We start from the raw sequence: 22206 nt of genomic DNA, 5'->3' as shown, positions 1-22206 counted from the left end.
GCTCATCTGACACGATATATCGTGCCCGGTAACTCAAGATGTCAGAACTGACAACGCGGGTTACCGGGTAGCGATGCGCTCATAGCGGCGCAAGCCGCCAGCCAAATTTACCGGGAGCAAATACTCACTAAAGTTGGCCGTTGGGGGGGACAAAGGATAGGTTCCATAACCCTTATCACGACCACAGCTCCGATGCCTCAGCCACATGACGGCTTGGTTATTCGCCGCCCTTGTCGCTCTGGGCGATTTGCTAGGGAAGCCATTACTTAAAGGATTAAGCAATGTCATCGACCACCGCGTTGTTTGCTTTACTTCCTGCAGCCTTGCTGACAGGCTGCGCCATGAATATAGCCTTACCTGAAAGAGAAGCATTCACGCCTCTGCGGCCACTCAACATCCAGTTTCAGGCCGTCAGTTCCGCGCCGGGTGACAGCTTCCAGGAAATCGATCCGTCTGCGCTGCAAGCGGGTGATCTGTTATTTTCCTCCACCATCGGCTTGAGTTCACTTGGCATCCGCCTGTTCAGCGCCTCTTCTGTCAGCCATGTCGCAATCTATGTCGGTCAAGGTCAAGTTGCCGAAGCGGTCGGTAATGGCGTTCAAATTGTCAGCCTGGAGCACGCATTAGCCCATAGCGACAAATTGTTTGCATTACGCATGCCGGGATTAACCCGCGAGCAAGCGGCTCAAATCGTGGCATTCGCCAAACAAAAGACAGGTAGCCGCTATAACTACCGGGGGATTATCCAAATGATGCCCTTTATGATGACCAAACAACTTTGTTCGCTCAATCCTTTCTCACAGGATTTCCGGCAGCAATGCGTGCAGGGATTGGCTACGTCGCAACTCAGTACGCCGACGGGCGGGGAATCTAGCTATTTCTGCTCACAGTTCGTCCTTGCCGCCTATCAACAAGTAGGATACCCGCTGACCCAAGCTGAATCCGGCTGGATAAGCCCTGGCGATCTTTTGCATATGCGGGAAGGAGATATCGCTACTCTGCCACCCAGTCAGTCGCTGGCCTATATCGGCCACATCAAACCAGGCATCTATTTACGCACAAGAGCATTGACTAAACATTCCCCCCAACCTCTCCCCACCATCGACGAGCAGGAAAATGTGATGGCGCAAGCCTATCGGCAATAAAAAAGCCCTATCAGGCAATGATAGGGCTTGGGTGGGGCTTATACCGCGATCAGTTATCGCAGCTTTTATTCTTGTCGAAGCGGATATTACCATCCGGTACTAACGCTTTCTCCATCATCCCTTCTTCCATCGATGGCTGTACGCTAAAGTGGCCGTTAAGCATCAAAAATACCGGCTCGCCGCCTTGCGCTCCCGCCTTGGCGTAGCCCCGTTCCAGTTCAATGGTGTTATCTACCGGGAAAGTCTTGCCTGTGGCACAGTCTTTAAACACGGCAGCATCTGCCATATAGGTGTAACTGCCGCGCAACGCCATCGGAGTCTGTGGCAATTTTTTCTCAACCGGCTGTAACTGATAATTCAGCGTAGACTCAATAGGTGCGCCGGTTTGATCCAGCATCTCCAGATTTTTCCCTACCGGATGGAAATAGCGTTTATTGCCGTTATTTTCGGTTAACACCAGTTTATCAGCCGTCCTCGCCCACGAGCCATAATTGGCAAAGGCTTGATCGCCATCCTTGCTACCACGATAAATTTCTTGCAGGACATATGTGCCATCAGAATCGAGGAACAGTGAGGTTTCCAAACCGCCGCAGTCAGCGCACGGCAGCAGGCCTTGATAACTTTGCTGCATCGGCTGGAGTGGTTGCTCTTTAGGTTGATAATGATTATTGCAGCCTAATAAAGAGAGCGCGCCAACAGCCAAAAATAGAACCGTTGTTATTTTTTTCACAGTTATTCTCCTAGAATGGTTACTTTTCGCCATCAACGAAAAACAACCTAAGTTCCTTAAGGGTGAACCTTGCCACGCAGCGCTTTTGTTGCACCTTTGCGCACCTTACTTTCCACCCGGCGTATTTTCGCGCCTTTGCTGGGCTTGGTCGCTTTACGTGTTTTTTCCACCACCATTGCCTGACGAATCAGCGCCACCAACCTGGCTAACGCTGCCTCGCGATTTAATTCCTGGCTGCGGTATTCCTGCGCTTTAATAATCACCACTCCGTCACTGGTAATTAAATGATGATTAAGCGCCAGCAGCCTTTCTTTATAATACTCTGGCAGGCTTGCCGCCCGGATGTCAAAGCGCAAATGGATCGCCGTTGAGCTTTTATTCACATGCTGCCCACCCGCACCTTGAGCACGAATCGCCGTTAGCTCTATTTCGTGGGCCGGTATCACTACGTTTCTTGACAGTTCGAGCACCCGTTACACCTGCGCTTGTTGCCACTCGGCAAACTGAATTTCCAGACTACTCTGAGCATCAGATAGCCAAATAGTTCCCTCTTGCAACGTCGCTTGCAATGTCATATTACGGCTAACTAACGCGGCCAGACGAGCTAATTGTTCATCATCCAGAAAACGAATGGTTAGGTTTTTGTGGGCGGCAACTTTACTCTGCATGGATTGCCACCATACGCGTGCTGCGCGTTCGCCATAAGCATACAGCACGACGCGGGGAGACTGATTACAGGCTTTCTTAATACGTTTCTCGTCCGGCAGCCCCATTTCGATCCACATTTCCAAGCCGTTGTGATCGTTACGCTGCCAGATTTCCGGCTCATCGTCAGCACTCAAGCCTTTGGTAAATAATAACCGCTCATCAGCGTGGCAAATCCATGCTAGCAAACGCAGCATCATACGCTGTTCCGTTTCTGATGGATGCTGAGCGACAGTGAGCGTCGTGTCGTGATAAAAGTGGCGATCCATATCCGCGATATTGACCGTGGCTTTATAAATAGTTGCTTTCAACGCCATGGGTTACCTCATTATTCTTAGCGCACAGTGTACTTGATTTCCCTCATTTCCGCTGAAAAAGCTCGCTGCTATCCACACAGTGCGGTGCTGATAACTTAATAACACCTGTGCTATAGTCCTGTAGGTAAGGTTAACACTCTGGGAGCCTGAGTTTCATTGCATCAGGATCGTCGATGACGCAGAGGTTCTTAAGGGGGAAGACTGTGCAACAATACTGTGAGTTAGTACGACGTTTTTATGCCGAGATAGGCAGTGGCGATCTCGGCTATGTGCCGGATGCACTGGCATGTGTGTTAAAGGCATTGGACGATGTTGCTGCGAATGCTGCACTTCCGTCCTCCGTTAGAGAACAGGCGGCCTTTGCCGCCGCTAACTTATTGGTGAGCGATTATGTTGATGAATGATGAGTACCAATCCATCAATTGCGATGACTATGAAAGCCTGGAACTCGCCTGTCAGCATAACTATATTCTGACGTTGGAGTTACGCGACGGCGAAACGTTGGAAGGCAAAGCGACCGAGCTGAAGTTTACCAAGGGCGTTGAATATTTAATTATCGACCTAAGCGGCAGTTTCCGCAGCTTACGTTTGGATCATATCCGTCGCTTTAATCATCCCGAAATCGGTAGCGTCGTCGTCAGTCTGTCAGACTGATACGCCGCGAACACCCACTACAGGGCAGCCATTGGCTGCCCTCGTCATTTTTGTCATCGGTCACGGTGTTAAACTGGCGTAATACGCCGCCAGATCGGCGATGTCAGCGTCTGACAGTCCAGAAACGTATGCCCTCATCACCTCGGCTTGACCGCCGGCGCGCCCACCGTCCTTATAAGATTGCAACGCATGCTCCAGATACATCGCATTTTGCCCGGCCAGATTTGGATACATGGGCACGGAAACTTTACCCGCAACGCCATGACAGGCGACACAGCTGGCCGACTTATCCTTACCGGCAACGGCATTACCCGCAGCCAATACTGGCAGGCTGAATACCCCCGCTATCACCGTCATTGCACTCACAATTTTCATCATTATTCCTTGGGAACTATTATTCTTTATTCCAGCGCAGCCGCCAAATCGGTTGCTCCGCCAGGGGCTGTCCCGCCTCGGTGATAAAAACACCCGGCGCCGCAATCAGGCAATCATCATAATAGACCAGTGGGATACGTTCGCGTTGCCAAGGTGGAATGGCCAACTCCTGCCACAGTTTTTTAGCGGCTCTTGAATGCTGTCGGCCGACGATGCGCAATGTGCCGCCAACACCAAAACGCACGTTAACCACTTGGTGCGGGCTCGGCGCACAGACCTCAATCCCCTTTCCATCACGGATCAGACTACCCAAGCCATCAGGCAGCAGCAACGGTTCGTCGCCCTGCCAATATAAACGCACCGCTTGCAAATCAGCCATCTGCGGCAACAGATATAAGCGTTGGCGGAAACGGCGAATTTGATACGTTCCCAGTTGTAATTGTGGTTCCGCATCAGCACGCGCCAGCGCCACCTCATTCCACAGGCGTTGTAACTGTGAGCGCGAAGGCAGAGTGCCCCCACATTGCGCAATCCAGCGACGCAACAGTGCGAAACGCCGGGCGGAAGAGCAATGTAGTAAACCCTCGATAGCAAGCGATTGTTGTTCATCAAGCAACGACTGTAGTTGCTCTGCGAGCAACTCATCAAGTAAGTTTTCCTGCTCTGCGCACAGGCTGGCGCTGCGCGCGCTGGCTGCGGCAAAGTGTGGCCAGCGTTGGTTCAACAGTGGCAATATCTGCAAACGCAAAAAATTGCGATCGAAGCGTGCATCCTGATTACTGTCATCCTCAATCCAGCTTAGCTGCTGCTGCCGGGCGTAATATTCCAATTGCTGTCGGCTAAAACCGAGCAACGGCCGCAGCAGCGGGTACTCACCCAACGTGCTACGCTCGGCCATTGCCGCCAAACCCGCCGGACCACTGCCGCGCTTGAGCGCTAACAAAAAAGTTTCACATTGATCGTCAAGATGTTGAGCGGTGAGTAAAACCTCACCCGGGCGCAGAGTGTCATGTATGGCATGATAGCGAGCATGACGTGCCGCGGCTTCAACACCGCCTTCGCGACGATCAACATGTACGTGTTGCACCACCAGCGGCACATGCCAGTTTGCGCATTGTTGTTGGCAATGCGCTACCCAGCGATCGGCAAATTCACTCAAGCCATGATGCACATGCACCGCTCGCAGTTGCAGCTCAGGTCTCTGGCTGCGTAACTGCACCAATAAGTGCAGTAACACGCTGGAATCCAGACCACCGCTGAACGCCACCAGCCATTGCCGATGTGTCCCCAGTTGTTGGGCGAACTGGGTTGCTAATTGATTGCTCTTCATTGATAGGCTTTATCACATTCACATCGCAACACGGTAACGCTGCCTGCCCCGATCAATCAAGCATTAACCACCCGGCCAAGGCGACGCGCGATCGCCCACCATGCACCTAGCACGGCGACAACGGCAAACGCACAGCTGGCAGCCCCCCAGCCAATCTGGCTGAAAATACGGCTATAGGCTTGAATGGCCGCACCGCTGACCCGATCTTCCGCCGTTTGGTTGGCGATGATACCCGCCAAATAGTTGGCAACAGATCCGGTCGCCAGCATATAAATCCCGGTCAATACGCCGGTCGCGCCGGGAATGTTCAACCGGGTGATTTGCGCCATGGCGACCGGATCGATAAACAGTTCGGCAAAACCCATCACCGATAGCCCGGCGATCATCAGTCCCATCGACGCATGCCCGTTGATTTGCCCTAAACGCGCATTGAGCGCCATTAACATGAAGCCCACACCAATCAGCAGCAAGCCAAAAGCGAATTTAAGCCAGATACGCAGCGTACGCTCACCTGAACCGTTGCCACTGACCAGCCAAGCGAGTGCTACGCCACCAAACATGACCGCGAAGGCATTAACGGATTGAAATAGCGCCGTTGGTACCGTCCAGGACAGCAAACGCCGATCGACAAAGTGATCGATAAACAAACTAATTGAGCTACCCCCCTGCTGTGCAAACGCCCAAAACAGCGTACCTAGCAACATCAGGACGACAATTTGCCACAGTGCTCGCCGCTGCTCGCCGTCCACTTGCCAGAGAATACGCGCCACCATCAACACTGCTACCACGCAAACCAACGCCAACAGATATCCGGCTAAATCGTGAATAAACAGCATGGTAAAGAATAATGGCGACAGCAGCAAAGCCGCCAATAACCAGCCCCAATGCGGTAAGTGCCAGGTTTTGGCATGCATCAACGGCACATTGACACCCCGAGTCTGGCTGAAGTGACGGCGACCAAACAGGAAGATGATCAACCCAGCAAACATACCAATACCCGCCAGTGCAAAACCGACATGCCAACCGTAATGTTCGGCCGCCAGACCACACGTAATCGGTGCCAAAATTGAACCGACATTGCCTGCCGCATAGAGTAATGAAAACCCACCTTCACGACGCGGATCGTGCGGTTGATACAACTCACCCAATAGACAACTAATGTTAGATTTAAACAGACCGTAACCACAGACAATAATCGCCAATGCCAAATAAAGTGAGTGGCTGGAAACCGCACTCAGACCAAGAACGATGTGCCCAAGAGTCATTAATGCCGCACCGGCAATAACCGCAATGCGGTTACCTAACAGCCGATCGGCAAGCCAGCCACCGAGGATCGGCGTGACGTAAACCAAAGAGGCGTAGGCGCTGTAGAGATTGATGGCGTGGCTGTCAGAGTAGCCGAGTTGGTGGGTAAGATAGAGAATCAATAATGCACGCATGCCGTAAAAGCTGAAATATTCCCAAATTTGTATGGCTACGACATAGTAGATTGCGCGCGGCTGTGAGGGTGTTTTCATATGTTGCTCCCATCAGTCGATGAACAGCAAAAGGGAAGCGCGAACGCCTCCCCTGCTTGCTCTTATTTATCGTTTTTCAGCACCTTCACGGTGTAACGTCCATCTGCCTGGCGGTAAGCGCCATGGATATCAGTTTCAAAGCCCGGGTAGTGCGCGCCAATTTCACACAGCATCTGTAAGAACTCCAGTACAGGACGGCTTTCTTCGGTCAGCATTTCACCTGGCATCACCAATGGTACACCTGGAGGATAAGGCAGGATCATGTTGGCGTTCACTTTGCCGACCATGTCTTCCAAATACACTTCCTCAACTTCGCCGTGCAGCTCTTTTTGGAATGCCTTAAATGGATTCATCACCAGCGTTGGCAGCACTTCAAACGCGCGGTACATCAGATCCGGCAGGTTGTGCTGTTCGACCAATTGGTGAATATTTTGTGCTAAATCCTGAATACGCATGTTTTCATAGAACTCAGGCGCTTCCTGATACAGTGACGGCAACATATTTTTCACCCGCAGGTTCAGATCGAACGAGCGTTTGAAGTCGGTCATTGCACGCAGCAGGCTAAGTGCCTTGGTTTTATCGATACCGATACTGAACAGGAACAACAGGTTATATGGACCGGTTTTCTCAACGATAATCCCGCGTTCATCCAGATACTTCGCCACGATGCTGGCCGGAATACCGAATGATTGCATCTCACCCTCTTTGCTCATCCCTGGCGTCAGGATAGTCACTTTGATCGGATCGAGATACATGTGTTCATTATCGATGTTTTTGAAACCATGCCAGGCACTGTCGGAGCGCAGTGGCCAACATTCTGGCTCATCGATATGTTCCGGCTGCCACACGTCGAAGAACCAGCCTTCAGATTCCACTTTCAGACGTTTGATTTCTTTACGGAACTTAATCGCACGTTCAATGGAACCGTTAATCAAACGCTTACCGGCGTTGCCTTTCATCATCGCCGCTGCAGTTTCGGTGGAGGCCACGATACCGTAATGCGGGGATGTGGTGGTGTGCATCATGTAGGCTTCATTGAAGGTTTCTTCGTTGATATCACCTTTTACATGAATCATTGACGCTTGTGAGAACGCCGCCAGCAGTTTATGGGTGGATTGGGTTTCATAAATCACCTTCCCTTCCACACGTCCACCGCTCATCCCACACTTACCTTTGTAGATGGGGTGGAAATTGGTGTAAGGCACCCAAGCTGAGTCAAAGTGGATGGATTTCACATCTAGGGTGTTTTTAATAAAGTCGGTGTTATACAGCAAGCCATCATAGGTCGAGTTGGTGATGACCGCATGTGCCGGCCAGGTCGCGTTTGGCGTTTCTTTCACCCGCTTAGCAATGGTCGCATGGCTAAACTCACTCTGCGGGATACCACCAAGAATACCGTAGGCATTGCGGGTCGGACGGAAATAAATTGGCGTGATGTCGCTCATCATCATCAGATGGGTCAATGATTTGTGGCAGTTACGGTCGATCAACACCGTGCTGCCCGCTGGTGCAGAGTACATGCCCACGATTTTGTTGGCGGTTGAAGTGCCGTTGGTCACCATGTAGCTGCGTTCAGCATTAAATACGCGGGAAATATACTCTTCCGCTTCTTTGTGCGGGCCGGAGTGATCCAGTAATGAACCCAGTTCCGATACCGAAATCGAAATATCCGACTTCATGGTGTTAGCGCCAAAGAAATCATAGAACAGGCTACCAACCGGGCTTTTTTGGAACGCAGTACCACCCATGTGCCCAGGCGTACAGAAAGTGTATTTTCCTTCCCGAACGTATTTGAACAACGCCTTGGTCAGCGGCGGCAGAATCGTGTCGATATATTCATCAGTGTTCTGTTTGATCTTGGCGGCGATGTCCTGCGCAGCACCCAGTGCATACTCAAAGAAACGCACCTGCATACGCAAATCGTTCAGGCTGACATCCAACGTAGAATAGGTGTTTGCAAACGCATAAAGTGGCATATATTCGTTGAGCTGGCTGATTTCCTCACACAACTCAAGATTGTATTTATCCCAGTCGAAAATCACACCACACAGGCGCGCGTTGTTTTCGATTAATTTCAGCAAATCTTCACGATCGTTCGGGTAAACGATGCGAAAATCCAGACTTTCCAGCGCCTGATGCAGTTCACGGATAGGTTCTTCTTTGAAGTAGACACCCATGTGATTCATGATGGCGATAACGTTCATAAGCATTTCTCCTGGCAAAGCAAGCCCCTTCCCATCTCGGCAGATAGGTCGGAAAGAAAGAGGCTGCGTGATATCAATGGGTCAGAGGACGCGAATTAGTGCGCTTTGGCCGTTGCGTCGTCTTCAATCGCCGCCGCTTTGGCGACTTGACGGGTATTCATTTTCCGGGCGTAAAACATCAAGATGATGAGACTGACGATAAAGGTGCCGGACAGTTCGAAGGAGTTGGCGCCCATGAGGGCGATGAAGCAGAAACCACAACCGCAGACCGAAGCAATCAGGCTCAGCAGATTACGCAAGTTGACGCCTTCGAAACGAATCAGGTCTACGCAAGAGTAGAAATAAGGCAGCATGGTCAATAGCACGGCAATACCGGTCAGTTCACCAAACAGGTCTGACGCTTTACCGCCGCTAGAACTCATTACGGTGATCAACACCATCAATGCGGTCATTTTGCAGCTCGCTAACAGCAGGCCTTTTTTAGGAATGCCATTTTTGTCTAACTCGCCATACACTTTAGGGAAGTTACCATCGTTGGCCGCACGCACACCGGCTTGCCCCACCAGCATCATCCATGAACCTAACGAGGTCAAACAGGCGAAAGCGGTGAAAGCAGAAACCATCGGCGCCGCCCAATTACCCATAATGGCGGAGGCGCTAACGGCGAACGGAGCACCGCTGGCGGCCATTTGGCTAGCAGGGAACATACCGCTGATCACTTGCGTGGCGGCGATGTAGATAATGCCTGCTAACCCCGTCCCCAGCATGGTTGCGAGCGGTACCGTACGTTTTGGGTTTTTCACCATACCGGTACTGACTGCAGCAGACTCCACACCAATGAATGCCCACAGGCACAACAGAATACTTTTAATTACCGCGTGGCTATCGGTGGTGCCAGACGTATTCCAGTTTGCGTGATAGGTGGCAGCATCAAACCAGTGCCAACCAGCAATAGCGGTCACGATCACTGGAATCAATACCAATACCAGGCCAAGCGTGGTCAAGCGGCTCACCCAAGAACCACCGAGCATATTCACAAACGTGAATACCCACACGATGGCGATACAGGCAAGACCCGCAGGCACCGGGTTATTCAATGCAGGGAAGAATGTAGAAAGATAAGAAACCGCAGTAATACCGATGGCCAAATTACCAATCCAGTTAGCATGGTAATAAAGTACGCCAGTTTGGAAACCAAAGGCCGGTGAAATTTCACCTGCATAGGCAATGGGGCCACCTTGCTGTGGATTTTTTGTGGCAAGGCGCGCATAAACATACGCTAACGACATCGCACCAATAATTGAGATTACCCATCCCCAAATGGCGATTGAACCGAGACTAGCCAGGTTTGCGGGTAATAAAGCAATCCCACTCCCCATCATATTCCCGGCAACAACGCCGGTGCAGGCAATAAGCCCTATTTTCTTGGATGAAGCCATGGTCAGTTTCTCCTGAGTATCATTTTTTATAAGCCAAACCAGTAAAGAACAGGCTTACTGCCCGACTTGATGCTCAGGATGGTAATCAGCCAAAGGAATAAAGTCCTAAAGATAAAGTGATTTTAGTCTCATGATCATACAAATGATAAATTGAGCTTTTCCATTAACACATCAAGATACCAAGGGAAGATCAAGAAAACATAAATATACTATTAAAACATAATGATAGAATGGTGAGTAACGGTTAAAAATGCGGAAAAAGCGAGAACACATACCACCTCAAAAAATCACAAAAAAACAACACAACATTACACTACTAAAACACCGCTAGCCATGCGTTCTTGGCTAGCGGTATACGTCTAATCAGTTATCTGACGTGTAATGGTCTAAATAAGGTACAACGCTGGTGATTGAGGTTTGAAATACACCATTTCTGATCCAGTGCAATGTATTTTCCCCCGGACGCAAATTGAAGGCTGTTATATAAGAGTCGGCAGCTAAATGATTTAGCCCCTGCATCTCATACACTTTGCCTAACAGAACATAATTCAACCATGACATTTGCATTTCTATCGCTTTATCTATTGCATGGTGGGCATCATCTATTCTGCCTTCCGCTAACGCATCCACCGTATATATTTGCTGCAATATTGGGGTTTCTTTTAATTCGGGTACCGTTGCCAACTGATTAATTTCTTCACGAACTTGATTCAGTTGTTGACTATCAAATGGCTGATACGAGTTACGAAATAAATCCACTAAGACTTTTTCTGCAGAAATATAGATGAAGTCAGGCGAGGCCTTGATCAGTTCACTAAGCTGCTCACTGGCATGCGTCAACGAATCAATATCTCCCTGAATCAATAACTGATGCGCCTGATAAAATTGCTGTAACGCGGGCCCCTGTTTCGGCAGGAGACTGTTCAAACGTTTTTCCAACTGCGGTGGCCAAGGTTGCTTAAGCACGGCCGACATACTATTCAGTAAATCTGTCTGGACCTTCACCTGGTTATCGGCGGTGATAAAATATCGCTTATCCAACATGATAGAACTGTCGGCGTTATCCACTAGCCGCACGGACAGGAAACACTGTTGAGCACGATAGTGCCGCTGGTTAACAAATTCGATTGTCAGCGATTTGCCCGAACTGCTGGGGCCACTGTAATTATAGTTAGTTTGATCGTGTACCAAGAAGGTGGAGTAGGTATTAAGCGAATCGGCGATGAGCTCGCTGAGGCCAACCACATAGGAGAGCTGCGGCATCCAATTGCTGCAACTGTTGCCGCCTTGAATGCGGATATCGATATCACGCGGGTTCAACAACATCGGCATGGTCGCGACCGGAACACGTTGTGACAGAGTAGCAATACCGACAAACGCAACACAGGCGCTGAGAGCGGCGAGGAAACTGAGCCATACCCAAAATGGCGAACGTTGATAAAACCGTTTTCCGGTGGTCTCGGGAGGGCGTTTTTTTGCATTTGGCCGCGGTGGTACGTAGTCCGTTACATCCTCGTCGCTGCCATCCTCCGGCTCGTGCATGATCACCGCGATCTGTGGCACGCTCGGTGGCGATATTTCGCCCTCTTCGCACCACATCACTGAGGCAGCCAGTTTATAGCCGCGTTTGGGCACCGTGATGATGTATTCTGGGCTATCCGCATCACCGTCTTTCAGGTATTTACGCAGCTCAGAGATACTCTGCGTCACGACATGATTGGTGACGATGTTGCGTTTCCAGACGTTATCGATCAACTCATCACGGCTCAGCACCACGTCAGGATGCTGAGCAAAGTAGAACAGCATATCGATTAAACGTGGCTCTAGCGTCTTTTGACGCCCATCACGGCTGATTTGGTTGTCTGCTGGAGTAACCAGCCACTCTCCGACACGAAAAACAGGCTGTTGCATGGCAGAAATAACTCAAAGGGGACCCAAGGCAAGCGCGCGATAATACCATATCAACCTGCAACTTGGGTCTCTGCGCGCCGATTAAGCATTCATTGTTCATATAATTCTAGTGGTAAGCCATCAGGATCGCAGAAGAATGTAAAACGCGCCTGCGTGTAAGGATCGACACGCACGGGCTCACAAATGACCCCCGCGGCTTGCAGATGGACAATAGCCTGGTCAATATCTTCCACGCTAAACGCCAGATGACGCAAACCACAGGCTTCCGGCTGGCTGACACGCGCGGGCGGTGACGGGAAAGAGAACAGCTCGATGACGTAGTGGCCGTTCAGCGCCAGATCCGCTTTCCAAGAGTTGCGTTCTTCCCGGTAATATTCCCCCAGTAAGCTAAAACCAAGAATTTTACAGTAAAAATGCTTGCTGACGGTGTAATCAGAAGCGATGACCGCAATATGGTGCACCTGACGTAATGCCAACATAACTCTCTTCCTCTTCTCACTACGGGGAAGGCATACCCCATACGGGGCCGTTGCAAACGGCGCTCCTCATCCCGATTTATAACGGTTTTTTCAGCACCTTCACCAAGTAACGGCCGTCTTCCGTCAGCGTAGTACCATGGATGTCCGTTTCAAAACCCGGGTACTGTTTGCCGATCGAACACAACATGAGTAAAAAATCTAACACGCTGCGGCTTTCCTCGGTAATCATCTCGCCCGGCATCACCAATGGGACGCCGGGTGGGTAAGGCAGTATCATGTTAGCCGCCACTTTGCCGACCAACTGATCTATCTCGCAGGTTTCAACATTACCGCGGACCTGCTGCTGGAACATCTGATGTGGCGTTAATCGCATCTCCGGTAACACATCGAACGCACGCTGCATTAAACGCGGTAAGTCATGCTGACCGATTAAGCGGTGAATCCCCAACGCCAGATCCTGAATACGCATATTCCGATAAAAATCCGGGTCTTCTGCGTACAAGTCCGGCAGCATATTCTTGACCCGTAAGTTAAGATCAAACGCACGTTTAAAATCGGTCAACCCACGTAACAAGCTCATGGCTTTAGTTTTATCAATGCCGATGCTAAATAGAAACAACAGGTTATATGGCCCGGTTTTCTCTACCACAATGCCGCGCTCATCCAAGTATTTCGCCACCAGCGCGGCGGGAATACCACTGTCTTCCAATGTGCCCTGCTGATTCATACCCGGCGTAAGAATGGTGACTTTTATTGGATCAAGGAACAGATGATCGCGATCCGTGTTACCGAAACCATGCCAGTTCTCATCCGGGTTCAGCGGCCAGCATTCAGCTTGGTCAATGTGCTCCGGTTGCCAAATATCGAAGAACCAACTATCGCTCTCTTCACGCAGTCGCCGCACTTCGTGGCGGAAATGTAACGCCCGCTCGACCGAACGGTTGATCATTCGCCGCCCTGGATTACCACGCAACATCGCAGCCGCCGTCTCCATCGATGCCACAATGCCATAATTCGGTGATGTCGTGGTGTGCATCATGTAGGCTTCGTTGAACGTGCCCTCATCATAATCCCCTTTGATATGAATCATAGAGGCCTGCGAAAATGCCGCCAGCAGTTTATGCGTTGATTGGGTTTCATAGATGACTTTGCCGGGGATACGCTCGCCACTCATCCCACTCTTACCGGCATAAATCGGGTGAAAGTTAGTGTAAGGCACCCAAGCCGAATCAAAATGAATCGATGGCACGTCCAACGTCTGTTTAATAACATCCGTGTTGTACAACAAACCATCGTAGGTGGAGTTGGTGATCACCGCATGCACCGGCCAACTGGCGTTCGCTGTTTCTGATACCCGTTGACTAATGCTTGCGCGAGTAAATTCTCGCTGCGGTATACCACCAAGAATGCCATAAGCATTGCGAAGCGGCCGCAGATAAATAGGGACGATGTCACTCATCATCAACAGATGGCACAGTGACTTATGGCAGTTGCGATCAATCAATACCGTGCTGCCAGCCGGTGCCGCATACATACCCACAATTTTGTTGGCGGTCGACGTTCCGTTGGTCACCAGATAACTTTGTTCGGCGTTAAAGGTTCGGGCTATGTACTCTTCAGCTTCTAAATGCGGGCCGGTGTGATCCAGCAGGGAGCCCAATTCGGTCACCGAAATCGATACGTCGGCCTTAAGCGTATTCGCGCCAAAGAAATCATAAAATAGGCACCCCACCGGGCTTTTCTGAAACGCCGTCCCCGCCATATGCCCCGGCGTACAGAAGGTATATTTTCCTTCTTGCACATAGGTAAACAACGCCTTGGTAAGCGGCGGCGTGATGGCATCCGTATATTCGTCAGTATATTGGCGGATACGCTGCGCGATCTCATTTGCCACATTCAGGCCATATTCGAAAAAATACAGCACCATACGCATATCATGCAGGCTGACATCAAAAGTGGAATGAGTATTGATAAAGGCATACAGCGGCAAATATTCATTCAGCTCATTAATTTCGCTGCACAGCGCCAAACTGTACTCATCCCAATCAAAGATTACGCCACAGATGCGTGCATTATGTTCAATCAGCTTCAACAAATCGGCGCTACCTTGCGGATAAACCAACTGAAATCCCATCGCCGACAAGGCGCTATGCAACTCACGGATCGGCTCATCTTTATAGTACACACCCATCGGGCTCATGATAGCGATGATATTCATCGTGCAGCTCCTGGTCAGTTGGCGGCCAATAATGACTTAATTAAACATAATTAGCAGATATAAAAAAACCGCCCTGCGGCGGTTTTTTTCAGCGTAACGAAATCAGCAATAGCCGTAATTCATCAGACGCTGATAGCGACGGTTGAGCAACTCTTCCGTGTTCAAGCCATCGAGATCGGTCAAATCCGCCAACAGCTGCGCTTTCAACGATGCTGCCATTGCAGGTACGTCGCGATGCGCGGAACCTAATGGTTCCGGGATTACCGAATCGATCAACTTCAGTTCTTTCAAACGCGGTGCGGTAATGCCCATAGCTTCTGCGGCAATTGGCGCTTTATCTGCGCTTTTCCACAAAATAGAGGCGCAGCCTTCCGGCGAAATCACCGAGTAGGTGCTGTACTGCAACATATTTACTTTATCGCCAACACCGATGGCCAACGCGCCGCCCGAGCCACCCTCACCGATTACGGTGCAAATCACCGGAACCTGAAGACGCGACATCTCACGCAGGTTGCGAGCGATCGCCTCAGATTGGCCGCGCTCTTCTGCTCCGACACCAGGATAGGCGCCCGGCGTATCGATGAACGTGATGATCGGCATATTAAAGCGAGACGCCATCTCCATCAGGCGCAACGCTTTGCGGTAGCCTTCGGGCGCCGGCATACCAAAGTTGCGACGGACTTTCTCTTTCGTCTCACGCCCTTTCTGATGCCCAATAACCATCACCGGGCGACCATCCAGACGCGCAATACCGCCGACGATAGCTTTGTCATCGGCATACGCGCGGTCGCCAGCCAGCTCTTCGAAGTCGGTGAAGATATGTTCGATATAATCCAGGGTATAAGGACGGCGCGGGTGGCGTGCCAATTGAGCAACCTGCCAGGCCCCAAGATCTGAGAAAATCTTGCGCGTCAGTTCAACGCTCTTTTCACGCAGGCGCTGAACCTCTTCGTCCAGATTAATATCTAATTTTTCGTCTTGACGGCTGACGGCAGTCAGCGAGTCAATTTTCGCTTCCAGCTCTGCAATCGGCTGTTCAAAATCAAGAAAATTCAGACTCATAGCATTCCTATTTTAGTCAAATTCCAGTTCCACCTGCTCATTACCTACCAGAGTCCGCAAATCTATCAGCAAGCGGTCGGTGGGCGTCACTCGCCAGGTTGCGCCAAAACGCAACTTGGCACGTGCGTCGATCCGTTGATAGTAGAGATGCACTGGAATCGTCCCCGAGCGATGGGGTTCCAAACACTTACGGAGACGGTTCAAAAGCTGGTCATCAATTTGCCTGTCCGTCAGCGAGATAGCAAGCCCGCGCGCATATTTTTCACGGGCTTCACTGATGTCCATAAGCTCTCGGGCGGTCATTTTAAGCCCGCCGCTAAAGTCATCAAAGCTGACCTGTCCACTGGCGATTAGGATACGGTCTTTTTCCAACAAATGCTGGTATTTTTCTAACGCATCGGTAAATAACATCACCTCCAAACGCCCGGAACGGTCATCCAGAGTACAAATTCCGATGCGATTGCCGCGCTTGGTCACCATCACCCGCGCCGCGATGACCAACCCAACTGCGGTGGTCATTTTGCCCCGATCCGTCGGGTGCATATCTTTCAAACGTTGGCCACCGGCGTAACGTTCAATCTCTTTGAGATACTGGGTGATCGGGTGCCCGGTCAAGTATAACCCTAGCGTTTCCCGCTCACCGTCCAGCACAACCTGCTCCTGCCACGGCGCAACATTCGCGTAGGACTGTTCTACCTGTTCAGGCGCTTCAGTCAAGACGCCGAACATATCAACCTGACCAATAGCTTCAGCTTTGGCATGTTGATCTGCCGCCTTCAGCGCATCACTTAAGGCACTCATTAACGCGGCACGGTGTGGCCCAAGGCGATCGAACGCCCCTGACATGATCAACTTTTCTAAAATACGGCGGTTAAGCTTTTTAATATCAGCGCGCGCGCACAAATCAAATAAGTCTTTGAAGTAGCCTTGTTCACCACTATTACGCGCTTCAATAATCGCTTCTATCGGCCCTTCACCCACACCTTTAATCGCACCGATGCCGTAAACAATTTCACCTTCGTCGTTTACGTGGAAGTGATACTGGCCGCTGTTAATATCCGGCGGTAAGATTTTCAGCCCCATGCGCCAGCATTCATCGACTAGACCAACGACTTTATCAGTGTTGTCCATATCGGCAGTCATCACCGCAGCCATAAACTCAGCCGGGTAGTGCGCCTTAAGCCATAGCGTTTGATACGACACTAATGCATAGGCGGCAGAGTGGGACTTGTTAAAGCCATATCCAGCAAATTTCTCTACCAGATCGAAGATCTTAACCGACAATTCGCCGTCGATGCCGCGCGCTTTCGCCCCGTCTTCAAAACCACCGCGCTGCTTGGCCATTTCGACCGGGTTCTTTTTCCCCATGGCGCGACGTAGCATATCTGCGCCACCAAGCGTATAGCCAGCCAGCACCTGAGCAATCTGCATCACCTGTTCTTGATACAAGATGATGCCGTAAGTCGGTTCCAGCACCGGTTTCAGAGACTCATGCTGCCACTGGATGTCAGGATAGGAAATTTCTTCGCGACCGTGCTTACGGTCAATGAAGTTGTCCACCATGCCCGATTGCAACGGGCCTGGGCGGAACAACGCCACCAGTGCGATCATATCTTCGAAGCAGTCAGGCTTCAGACGTTTAATCAAATCCTTCATGCCACGCGATTCAAGCTGGAAAACCGCCGTGGTTTCCGAACGTTGTAGCATGTCGAAACTTTTCTTATCGTCGAGCGGAATCGCGGCAATATCGATCGGCTCTAAGCCGGTCTTGGCGCGCCGCTTATTGATCATCTCCAACGCCCAGTCGATGATGGTCAGGGTACGCAGCCCCAAGAAGTCAAACTTCACCAGCCCCGCATATTCCACATCGTTTTTATCAAACTGGGTGACGGGATGATGGCCTTCTGCATCACAATACAGCGGCGCAAAATCGGTGATCTTGGTTGGCGCGATGACGACCCCGCCGGCATGCTTGCCCGCGTTACGCGTCACCCCTTCCAACTTACGCGCCATATCGATCAGCGCTTTGACCTCTTCATCCGCTTCGTAGATTTCGGGCAGTTGAGGTTCGGCAGCAAAGGCCTTTTCCAGCGTCATCCCCGGATCGGGGGGCACTAGTTTGGAAATACGATCAACAAAACCATAAGGATGGCCCAACACGCGGCCTACATCACGTATTACCGCTTTCGCCGCCATCGTACCGAAAGTAATAATTTGCGAAACTGCTTCACGGCCATACATGTCGGCAACGTGCTCGATCACCAAATCGCGTTTTTCCATGCAAAAGTCAACGTCAAAGTCAGGCATGGAAACACGTTCAGGGTTGAGGAAGCGTTCGAACAGCAGATCGAACTCCAACGGGTCGAGATCGGTGATTTTCAGCGCGTAAGCCACCAACGAACCGGCACCTGAACCACGGCCCGGCCCAACCGGTACGTCGTTATCTTTCGACCATTGGATAAACTCCATCACAATCAGGAAGTAGCCGGGGAAGCCCATCTGATTGATCACTTTCAGTTCTATGTCCAGACGTTCGTCGTATTCTGGCCTGCGTTGTGCGCGCACTTGCGGATCGGGGAACAGAAACGCCAAACGTTCTTCCAGCCCCTCTTTAGATTTAGCGACCAAGAAATCTTCGGTGGTCATATCCCCGGTCGGGAACTGCGGCAAGAAGTATTCACCAAGGCGTATGGTTACGTTGCAGCGTTTGGCTATCTCAACACTGTTGAGCAGCGCCTCAGGAATGTCGGCAAACAGCTCACACATTTCCTCTTCGCTGCGCATATATTGCTGCGGACTATAGTGACGAGGACGTTTAGGATCGTCGAGCGTAAAACCATCATGGATCGCGACGCGAATTTCATGCGCGTCAAAATCATCTTCCACCAGGAAACGTACATCGTTGGTCGCCACCACCGGCAAATCGCGTTCGGCGGCGAGAGCCACCGCAGCGTGCAGATAATTTTCTTCGTCCGGGCGACCCGTTCGAATCAACTCCAAATAGTAACTGTCGGGGAAATACTGCTGATAAAACGCCAGACACTGTTCCACCTGCGCCTGGTTGCCGCGCAGCATGAATTTGCCGACGTCCCCCATCCGGCCGCCGGAAAGCAAAATTAATCCTTCACGATGTTCGATCAGCCAGTCGCGGTCAATGACCGGGCCTGCGGCACCATAGCCACGTTGATAAGCACGTGAAATCAACAGCGTCAGGTTTTGATAACCGGTGTTGTTGGCCGCCAGTACGGTAAGTTGCGCCAGTTCATCGCCCAGCACGTCGCTTTGCACATGGAAATCGGCACCCACGATCGGTTTGATCCCTGCGCCGTGCGCGCCACCATAAAATTTCACCAGCCCGCAAAGGTTGGTGAAATCGGTAATCGCCAACGCTGGCATGGCTAAAGCAGCGGCTCTTTTTACCAACGGCCCGACCTTAGCGAGCCCATCGATCATGGAATAGTCGCTGTGAACGCGCAGGTGAATAAAACGAGGTTCGGCCATATCCAGATACCAAAATGAGCGGCTCAATATACTGAGCACAGGTTAATTCTATCGCATTGCCAGACGAGGTAGTCAGGCCCGCAGATTATCTCTCCAATGCCCTTCTTACCGGGGCAAAGCTGCGGCGATGATGTTCGGTCGCGCCCAGCGCGGCCAACCTCTCCAGATGGAAAGCCGTGGGATAGCCCTTATGCTGCGCGAAACCGTACTCAGGAAATAGGCGATCTAATTCAGCCATTTCACGATCGCGGGTGACTTTAGCCAAAATAGACGCAGCACTGATTTCAGCCACGCGGCTATCCCCCTTGACCACCGCCTGCGATTGCATCGGCAACGTCGGGCAGCGATTACCGTCAATTAACACCATATCCGGCTCAACAGCTAATCCGGCGACGGCTCGCTGCATCGCCAACATCGTTGCATGCAGGATGTTCAGTTGATCGATCTCTTCTGGCTCAGCACGCCCCAAACTCCAAGCCAACGAGCGTTCGATGATCTCGTCGTACAGTGCCAAGCGGCGTTTTTCACTCAGTTTTTTGGAATCAGCCAGGCCAACGATAGGCCGAGCCGGATCTAGGATCACTGCGGCGGTAACAACCGCACCGACCAATGGCCCACGGCCAACTTCGTCTACGCCAGCAATTAACGTGGCGGCGGGATAGATAAAGGGTTCAATCATACTTTTGCCAGCTCCAACACAGCCTGAGCGGCCTGTTCGTCTGCACCACAGCGAATTTGCTGGTGCAATTCAAGGAAAGTCTGTGTTAACTGTGCCGTTTGTGGGCTTTCTTCCAACAGCGGCAGCAACGCTGCGGCCAATTTGTCTGGCGTGCAGTCATGCTGCAATAGTTCAGGGACAATTTCGCGCCCTGCCAACAGGTTGGGTAATGAGACGTACGGCGTTTTCACTAACCGTTCTGCTAGCCAGAAAGTGAACGGCTTCATACGATAACCTACCACCATCGGGCATTTCGCCAACATGCACTCCAATGCAGCCGTTCCTGAGGCCAACAGGGCGGCATCGCTGGCGATCATCGCTTCGCGCCCTTTACCGTCAAGCAGATGGGCTGGGAGTTCGGGCGCGACCTCTGCTTTGATCCGTTCGAACTGTTCACGCCGCTTGGCATTAACTAGCGGCACGATAACTTCTAAATCGGGATAGCGCGTGCGTAGCAGCTTTGCCGTTCTGAGGAAATCAGCGCTGAGCATTTCCACTTCCGCCCCGCGACTGCCCGGTAACAATGCCAGACAACGTGCCTGCGGATCGATTCCCAGCGCGGCACGTGCAGCCAGCTTATCCGGCTGCATCGGCATCGCATCGGCCATCGTATGGCCAATAAAACGGCAGGGAACGTTGAATCGATCATAAAACGCTTTTTCAAAAGGAAGGAAAGCCAATACCAGATCGGTCGCTTTACCAATTTTGAAAACACGCTTTTGACGCCAGGCCCAAACCGATGGGCTGACATAATGAATGGTACGAATACCGCGTTGTTTTAAGCTGCCTTCCAACGTGATATTGAAGTCTGGGGCATCAATACCGACAAACACATCAGGCGCAAGTTCGCTAAACCGGCGGGTGAGATCCTTGCGAATCTTCAACAGGCGAGGCAAGCGCTCAAGCACTTCCACAATGCCCATTACCGCCAGCTCTTCCATTTCATACCAGGCTTCACAGCCTTCGGCCTGCATCAATGGCCCGGCGACACCAACAAAACGCGCGTCAGGTATTCGAGCTTTAAGTGCCCGAATTAATCCGGCGCCAAGAATATCGCCGGACGTTTCACCCGCGACTAAACCGATAGTCAATGGACGAGTAGACATAGGTCAGCGAATAATACCGCGAGTAGAGCGGCCAAAGAAATCGAGGAACTGCTGTACCACCGGCTGCACTTGAGCCAGGGCTTCAATTTCTGTTTTGGCTTCATCCAGCGTTTTCTCGCTGCGATAAAGAATTTTGTAGGCCTGACGAATCGCCTGCATTTCATCTTTATCAAAACCACGACGCTTCAAACCAACAGCGTTAACACCAAACGGCGTCGCGTGGTTACCTTGCGCAATGACAAAAGGGGGGACGTCCTGTGCAACACCCGAGCACCCGCCAACCATGACGTGTGCACCGATTATGCAGAACTGATGGATTGCCGTCATACCGCCGATGATCGCATGATCGTCAATTTCCACATGACCTGCCAAGGTTGCATTATTGGCAAGAATGCAGGAATTACCCACCACACAGTCGTGAGCAACATGCACGTTAACCATCAACAAGTTGTCATTGCCGATCTGCGTCACCCCCGTACCCTGCGCAGTGCCACGATGTATCGTGACGCTTTCGCGGATGCGGTTGCGATCGCCAACTTCAACGCGTGTCGGTTCACCCGCATATTTCAGATCCTGGTTCACTTCACCGATAGAGGCGAACTGATAGATCTGATTCTCACGGCCAATTTTGGTGATGCCATTGACCACAACGTGAGATTTCAGCACCGTACCCTCGCCGATTTCCACCTGGGAGCCGACGTAGCAGAAGGGGCCGATATGCGCACCAGCGCCGATAACGGCGCCTTCTTCAACAATTGCGCTTGGGTGGATAAAGGCGGTTTTGTCTATCACGGA

19 protein-coding genes are annotated in these 22206 nt (G+C 51.3%); 3 read left to right on the top strand and 16 right to left on the bottom strand.

Annotated elements, in window-relative coordinates; all coding sequences use genetic code 11:
- Positions 1–281: 281 nt before the first annotated feature.
- Entirely contained in the window at positions 282–1145 is an 864-nt protein-coding gene (locus ACQKDS_RS13910) for a YaeF family permuted papain-like enzyme (protein WP_399671566.1), read from the top strand.
- Between the two features lie 49 nt (positions 1146–1194).
- Here the strand turns inward: ACQKDS_RS13910 and nlpE are convergent, their stop codons facing one another.
- From nlpE to ACQKDS_RS13895, 3 genes are read right to left on the bottom strand one after another with little or no spacing between them, the layout of a single operon-like run.
- On the bottom strand, positions 1195–1875 hold the full coding sequence (gene nlpE, locus ACQKDS_RS13905; RefSeq protein WP_399671563.1) for an envelope stress response activation lipoprotein NlpE: 681 nt from the start codon (positions 1873–1875) through the stop codon (positions 1195–1197).
- Positions 1876–1931: 56 nt separating this feature from the next.
- Positions 1932–2345, bottom strand: coding sequence for an alternative ribosome rescue aminoacyl-tRNA hydrolase ArfB (gene arfB / locus ACQKDS_RS13900; RefSeq protein ID WP_399671560.1), 414 nt, complete (start codon positions 2343–2345; stop codon positions 1932–1934).
- A gap of 3 nt (positions 2346–2348) precedes the next feature.
- Entirely contained in the window at positions 2349–2897 is a 549-nt protein-coding gene (locus ACQKDS_RS13895; RefSeq protein ID WP_399671557.1) for a YaeQ family protein, read from the bottom strand.
- 203 nt (positions 2898–3100) lie between these two features.
- Between ACQKDS_RS13895 and ACQKDS_RS13890 the strand changes: the two genes are divergently transcribed.
- Both ACQKDS_RS13890 and rof read left to right on the top strand, forming a co-directional pair.
- Entirely contained in the window at positions 3101–3301 is a 201-nt protein-coding gene (locus tag ACQKDS_RS13890) for a YaeP family protein (protein WP_399671554.1), read from the top strand.
- Positions 3288–3551 carry a Rho-binding antiterminator gene (rof, locus tag ACQKDS_RS13885; protein ID WP_399671551.1) on the top strand — a complete coding sequence of 88 codons (264 nt, stop codon included), beginning with the start codon at positions 3288–3290 and terminating at the stop codon, positions 3549–3551. The genes ACQKDS_RS13890 and rof overlap by 14 nt, the downstream gene beginning before the upstream one ends.
- A gap of 60 nt (positions 3552–3611) precedes the next feature.
- Here rof and ACQKDS_RS13880 read toward each other — a convergent pair whose 3' ends face one another.
- From ACQKDS_RS13880 to lpxA, 13 genes are all read right to left on the bottom strand, one after another.
- Entirely contained in the window at positions 3612–3929 is a 318-nt protein-coding gene (locus ACQKDS_RS13880) for a c-type cytochrome (protein ID WP_399671548.1), read from the bottom strand.
- Positions 3930–3945: 16 nt separating this feature from the next.
- Positions 3946–5256, bottom strand: coding sequence for a tRNA lysidine(34) synthetase TilS (gene tilS / locus ACQKDS_RS13875; protein WP_399671545.1), 1311 nt, complete (start codon positions 5254–5256; stop codon positions 3946–3948).
- 56 nt (positions 5257–5312) lie between these two features.
- Entirely contained in the window at positions 5313–6773 is a 1461-nt protein-coding gene (gene dtpD, locus ACQKDS_RS13870; RefSeq protein WP_399671542.1) for a dipeptide permease DtpD, read from the bottom strand.
- Positions 6774–6835: 62 nt separating this feature from the next.
- The gene (gene cadA / locus ACQKDS_RS13865) at positions 6836–8977 is read right to left on the bottom strand and encodes a lysine decarboxylase CadA (RefSeq protein ID WP_399671539.1); all 2142 of its coding nucleotides are present in this window, start codon (positions 8975–8977) and stop codon (positions 6836–6838) included.
- Between the two features lie 95 nt (positions 8978–9072).
- On the bottom strand, positions 9073–10416 hold the full coding sequence (gene cadB, locus ACQKDS_RS13860) for a cadaverine/lysine antiporter (RefSeq protein WP_399671536.1): 1344 nt from the start codon (positions 10414–10416) through the stop codon (positions 9073–9075).
- 363 nt (positions 10417–10779) lie between these two features.
- Positions 10780–12327 carry a lysine decarboxylation/transport transcriptional activator CadC gene (gene cadC / locus ACQKDS_RS13855; protein WP_399671533.1) on the bottom strand — a complete coding sequence of 516 codons (1548 nt, stop codon included), beginning with the start codon at positions 12325–12327 and terminating at the stop codon, positions 10780–10782.
- Positions 12328–12416: 89 nt separating this feature from the next.
- Positions 12417–12806: a VOC family protein gene (locus tag ACQKDS_RS13850; RefSeq protein ID WP_399671530.1), complete on the bottom strand. Its 390-nt coding sequence runs from the start codon at positions 12804–12806 to the stop codon at positions 12417–12419.
- 76 nt (positions 12807–12882) lie between these two features.
- Entirely contained in the window at positions 12883–15024 is a 2142-nt protein-coding gene (locus tag ACQKDS_RS13845; protein ID WP_399671527.1) for a lysine decarboxylase LdcC, read from the bottom strand.
- Between the two features lie 102 nt (positions 15025–15126).
- On the bottom strand, positions 15127–16086 hold the full coding sequence (accA, locus tag ACQKDS_RS13840; RefSeq protein ID WP_399671524.1) for an acetyl-CoA carboxylase carboxyl transferase subunit alpha: 960 nt from the start codon (positions 16084–16086) through the stop codon (positions 15127–15129).
- A 12-nt stretch (positions 16087–16098) separates the two neighbouring features.
- Positions 16099–19587 carry a DNA polymerase III subunit alpha gene (gene dnaE, locus ACQKDS_RS13835; protein ID WP_399671604.1) on the bottom strand — a complete coding sequence of 1163 codons (3489 nt, stop codon included), beginning with the start codon at positions 19585–19587 and terminating at the stop codon, positions 16099–16101.
- Positions 19588–19672: 85 nt separating this feature from the next.
- The gene (gene rnhB, locus ACQKDS_RS13830) at positions 19673–20266 is read right to left on the bottom strand and encodes a ribonuclease HII (RefSeq protein ID WP_399671522.1); all 594 of its coding nucleotides are present in this window, start codon (positions 20264–20266) and stop codon (positions 19673–19675) included.
- Positions 20263–21411 carry a lipid-A-disaccharide synthase gene (lpxB, locus tag ACQKDS_RS13825; protein ID WP_399671519.1) on the bottom strand — a complete coding sequence of 383 codons (1149 nt, stop codon included), beginning with the start codon at positions 21409–21411 and terminating at the stop codon, positions 20263–20265. Before lpxB ends, rnhB begins: the two co-directional genes overlap by 4 nt.
- A 3-nt stretch (positions 21412–21414) precedes the next feature.
- Positions 21415–22203 (bottom strand): acyl-ACP--UDP-N-acetylglucosamine O-acyltransferase, encoded by a 789-nt coding sequence (gene lpxA / locus ACQKDS_RS13820; protein ID WP_399671516.1) that lies wholly within the window; start codon positions 22201–22203, stop codon positions 21415–21417.
- Between the last annotated feature and the right edge of the window lie 3 nt (positions 22204–22206).

It is taken from the genome of Serratia sp. NPDC078593 (assembly GCF_050268245.1).
Classification (GTDB): Bacteria; Pseudomonadota; Gammaproteobacteria; order Enterobacterales; family Enterobacteriaceae; genus JBNNGK01.
The sequence above is the reverse complement of the archived record's forward strand: the minus strand, read 5'-3'. Positions and strand labels throughout refer to the sequence as shown.